1 protein-coding gene and 13 tRNA genes are annotated in these 3,753 nt (G+C 46.5%); all 14 read left to right on the forward strand.

Annotation, left to right across the window (positions count from 1 at the left end):
• The first annotated feature begins 161 nt into the window (after positions 1-161).
• The 14 genes from DOT_RS17885 to DOT_RS27890 all read left to right on the forward strand — a co-directional run bounded on the left by DOT_RS17885 (position 162) and on the right by DOT_RS27890 (position 3,649).
• Positions 162-237, forward strand: a tRNA-Ala gene (locus DOT_RS17885).
• Between the two features lie 11 nt (positions 238-248).
• Positions 249-325 (forward strand) — tRNA-Arg (locus tag DOT_RS17890).
• An 18-nt stretch (positions 326-343) separates the two neighbouring features.
• Positions 344-428: transfer RNA gene (locus DOT_RS17895), tRNA-Leu, on the forward strand.
• A gap of 43 nt (positions 429-471) precedes the next feature.
• Positions 472-546, forward strand: a tRNA-Met gene (locus DOT_RS17900).
• Between the two features lie 42 nt (positions 547-588).
• Positions 589-662, forward strand: a tRNA-Gln gene (locus DOT_RS17905).
• A gap of 4 nt (positions 663-666) precedes the next feature.
• Positions 667-743 (forward strand) — tRNA-Lys (locus tag DOT_RS17910).
• A 34-nt stretch (positions 744-777) separates the two neighbouring features.
• A tRNA-Trp gene (locus DOT_RS17915) sits at positions 778-851 on the forward strand.
• Between the two features lie 9 nt (positions 852-860).
• A tRNA-Glu gene (locus DOT_RS17920) sits at positions 861-936 on the forward strand.
• Positions 937-964: 28 nt separating this feature from the next.
• Positions 965-1,040, forward strand: a tRNA-Asp gene (locus DOT_RS17925).
• Positions 1,041-1,048: 8 nt separating this feature from the next.
• Positions 1,049-1,137, forward strand: a tRNA-Ser gene (locus tag DOT_RS17930).
• 7 nt (positions 1,138-1,144) lie between these two features.
• Positions 1,145-1,220, forward strand: a tRNA-Phe gene (locus DOT_RS17935).
• A gap of 8 nt (positions 1,221-1,228) precedes the next feature.
• A tRNA-Cys gene (locus tag DOT_RS17940) sits at positions 1,229-1,303 on the forward strand.
• A gap of 9 nt (positions 1,304-1,312) precedes the next feature.
• Positions 1,313-1,399: transfer RNA gene (locus DOT_RS17945), tRNA-Leu, on the forward strand.
• Positions 1,400-1,762: 363 nt separating this feature from the next.
• A complete protein-coding gene (locus tag DOT_RS27890) occupies positions 1,763-3,649 on the forward strand; it encodes a cell wall-binding repeat-containing protein (RefSeq protein ID WP_009621755.1) in 1,887 nt (628 codons plus the stop codon).
• Positions 3,650-3,753: the final 104 nt, after the last annotated feature.

Here is a 3,753-nt window from a genome sequence, read left to right on the forward strand (position 1 = left end):
AAGACAAAAGGGCTACCTTTAGGGTAGCCCCCTTTGTGTCACTTATTACCTTTTCTAGTGAAGAACAAGGGTGATTAGGCTCAGTTGGTAGAGTGCACGCCTGATAAGCTCGAGGTTGGTGCTTCGTGCCAACTTAAGCGCTACTATTTGGTTAATATTGTGGGGGTATAGCTCAGCTGGGAGAGCACCTGCCTTGCAAGCAGGGGGTCAGCGGTTCGATCCCGCTTACCTCCACCATAATATATTTTGCGCTCGTAGCTCAGCTGGATAGAGCGTCTGACTACGAATCAGAAGGCCGGGAGTTCGAATCTCTCCGAGCGCACCATTTAAATTGGTTTCACATGCGGGAGTGGCGTAATTGGCAGACGCGCACGTTTGAGGGGCGTGTGGGTAACTCCGTACGGGTTCAAGTCCCGTCTTCCGCACCAAAATTTTAAAGAAGTTTGTGGAGAAGTACCCCACCACTAACATCGCGGGGTGGAGCAGCGGTAGCTCGTCGGGCTCATAACCCGAAGGTCGTCGGTTCAAATCCGGCCCCCGCAACCAAGATATTGAGTCCATGAGTAAATGCTCTGGTCTAATATATATTGGGGTGTCGCCAAGCGGTAAGGCACCATACTTTGACTCTGGCAATCGAAGGTTCGAACCTTCCAACCCATCCAGAACGGGCCATTAGCTCAGTTGGCTAGAGCACCTGACTTTTAATCAGGGTGTCCCGCGTTCGAGTCGCGGATGGCCCACCAAAAAATGATTTGTGTAACTTAAACCCTAATACATAGGGGATTAGTTTAATGGTAGAACAGCGGTCTCCAAAACCGCTGGCGCGGGTTCAACTCCTGCATCCCCTGCCAATTTTTACCGGCCCGTTGGTCAAGCGGTCTAAGACACCGCCCTTTCACGGCGGTTACACGGGTTCGAATCCCGTACGGGTCACCATTCGATCCTGTCATCGTCCACCAATCATGGCCCCGTGGTGTAGTGGTTAACATGCCTGCCTGTCACGCAGGAGATCGTCGGTTCAAATCCGATCGGGGTCGCCATCATACTTGGAGGGGTGTCCGAGTGGTTTAAGGAGCTGGTCTTGAAAACCAGTGACTCCGCAAGGGGCCGTGGGTTCGAATCCCACCCCCTCCGCCAATATTTTGCCTCGGTAGCTCAGTCGGTAGAGCAGGGGACTGAAAATCCCCGTGTCGGCGGTTCGATTCCGTCCTGAGGCACCACTCAATCTGGCGGCATAGCCAAGTGGTAAGGCAGAGGTCTGCAAAACCTCTATTCCTCAGTTCAAATCTGAGTGCCGCCTCCAACTAATTTAGCCGATGTGGCGTAACTGGCAGACGCACGGGACTTAAAATCCCGCGGAGTAACATCCGTACCGGTTCGATTCCGGTCATCGGCACCACATTGTCAAACCCGTTTTATGTTCACTGGTTTCAGAACCAAAGTAACAGTAAAAAAGAGAATAATAAATAGAGATATAATTCCATGTAATTTGAAACTTTCATAAGAGCCCTCAGCATTGCTGAGGGCTCTTATTTGCATGGAGGGATCGTGTTGAAAAGAGCAAAGAAAAGTACAAACAGCTATTTGGCGTACCCGGTTTTGTGGCAGATTTTTTGGTGATCGTCGCCAAGGATGGAGAAGTGAGGGGTATTTGTATATATGGAAAATATTATATAAACCCCCGTAAAATGCAAAATTCCCCGCGTATTTATAATTAGGTGAGCCATCTTGAAGCGAAAAACAGAAAAGGAGGAAAAAGTAAGTGAAACGAAAAACTAAAGTTCTATTGTCCTTCGTTTGTATGGTTAGTCTTATCTTTTCATGCTCTTTGGTAGCTCAAGCATCGCGAGGTAAATCGGCTTCGCATCGTTTTTACGGCCAAGATCGGTTTCAGACTTCCACGTCAATAGCGAGTGAGCTCGATGACGACCAACAGGTCCAAAATATTGTTCTAGCTTCTGCTTATAACTTTCCGGATGCTTTGTCAGCTAGTACTTTAGCCTATAAACTTAAGGCGCCAATTATCTTAGTGAGCCTGGGGTATGAAGACTCAATGCAAAGTTACAATTTTGTAAAAGATCATCTGGTCGCGGGGGGAACAATCACGATTATTGGTGGAACGGGGATCATTTCTCAAAAATCTGAGCAATGGTTGCTTAAAAATGGTTTACATGTCAATCGTTTAGGGGGGAAGGATCGTTTTGAGACCAATGCTCTGATCCTTAATAAGTTGAATGTTCCTAAAGGAACTCCGGTTATTATTGCCAGTGCTACGAACTTTCCGGACGCCTTAGGAGTCTCTTCGCTGGCTGCAAGTAAAGGGTGGCCTATCTTGCTAAGCAATCCCTCTAATCTTACTCAATCCGTTCAGGACTTTTTGTCTAGCGATAAGCCAACAAATGTTTATGTAGTTGGTGGAGAAGGGGTTATCCATAATGGCGTGTCCAACCAAATTAAAAACCTATCGCCCAATTCACAAATCCAAAGGTTGGGTGGCTATGATCGTTTTGAAACCTTATCTTTAATCTTAAACAAGTTCTATCCAAATCCTACCGAAATTTATGTTGCAAACGGCTTCGATTTTGCTGATGCTCTCTCCGGCAGTACGCTTGCAGCAACTCATAATGCCCCTATTCTTTTGGTGGATCCTAAGAAAAATAATTTGCCGAAGAGTATATACGATTATTTGATCACACTAAGGAATAATAACGTGCAACCGCAAGTAAACGTCTTAGGTGGAGAAGCTGCGGTCCCGCAACATCTGATCGAACAAATTAATGATATCTTACAAAGCTCTGAAGGAACAACAAATCCATCTACAAACAGCGTAACATTTACTGTGAGCAACCCAACGACAAACGGATTTACAGTGGCGATGAGTCCAGCCCTAGATGGCTTAAAGGTAAACAACTTTACGCTTCTTGACAATTGGGGAGACCCGATAGCCATTAGACGTGCAGTCACTTCAGATGACGGGGTAACGTATGTCATTACTGCAGCCCTAAGTGAGGGTCAAATCTACACTTTAACGGCAGCCAAGACAGGTTACAAATTCGGAACTGCCCAGTACGTGGTCGTACCTGCGATAACACCCACAGAAACTTTGACGGTGAGAGAACCATCGACTGCAGGATTCACTGTGGCGCTGAAACCAGCCCTGAATGGTTTGGATGCAAGTGATTTCATTCTTTTGGATGGCACTACACGTGTGATGATAAGCTCGGCGTCTACAACGAACAGAGGTGCGACCTATAATATTGCTGCGACACTATCAGTTGGTCGTACCTACACGATCACAGCGATAAAAAGCGGTCATTACTTCGGATCAGCGCAAAATGTATTCGTGCCTTCGGCAGCTACCGTGTCTAGAGCGGTGATCTCAGACCGTAGACACATTACTTTAACGATGAGCAAAGACTTGACTGGCTCCATAGGCGATCCAGAGGCTTTTAAGGTAGCGGGGGTAGCTTCAGATCCAAAAGTTACCAACGTAGTGGTATTCGGCACTAGGGTAACCTTGACTCTGAGCTCGTCAATTGTGAGTACAGATTCCCATGTTACGCTTAACTACGTCAAGACGGGGATACGTGATCTTACGAGCAGCAGCGCCCCTGTAGCAAACTTCAATATCCATGTCGTTAATGAATAACGACATCTGAAATAGCACCAAGAAATAAGCCGTGGGCACATGAACAATCAGATCGTTCAAATATTTGAACGATCTGAAAAAATTTATCAGCTAGTTTTAAGTTA

It is taken from the genome of Desulfosporosinus sp. OT, assembly GCF_000224515.1.
In the GTDB taxonomy this organism is placed as follows: Bacteria; Bacillota; Desulfitobacteriia; order Desulfitobacteriales; family Desulfitobacteriaceae; genus Desulfosporosinus.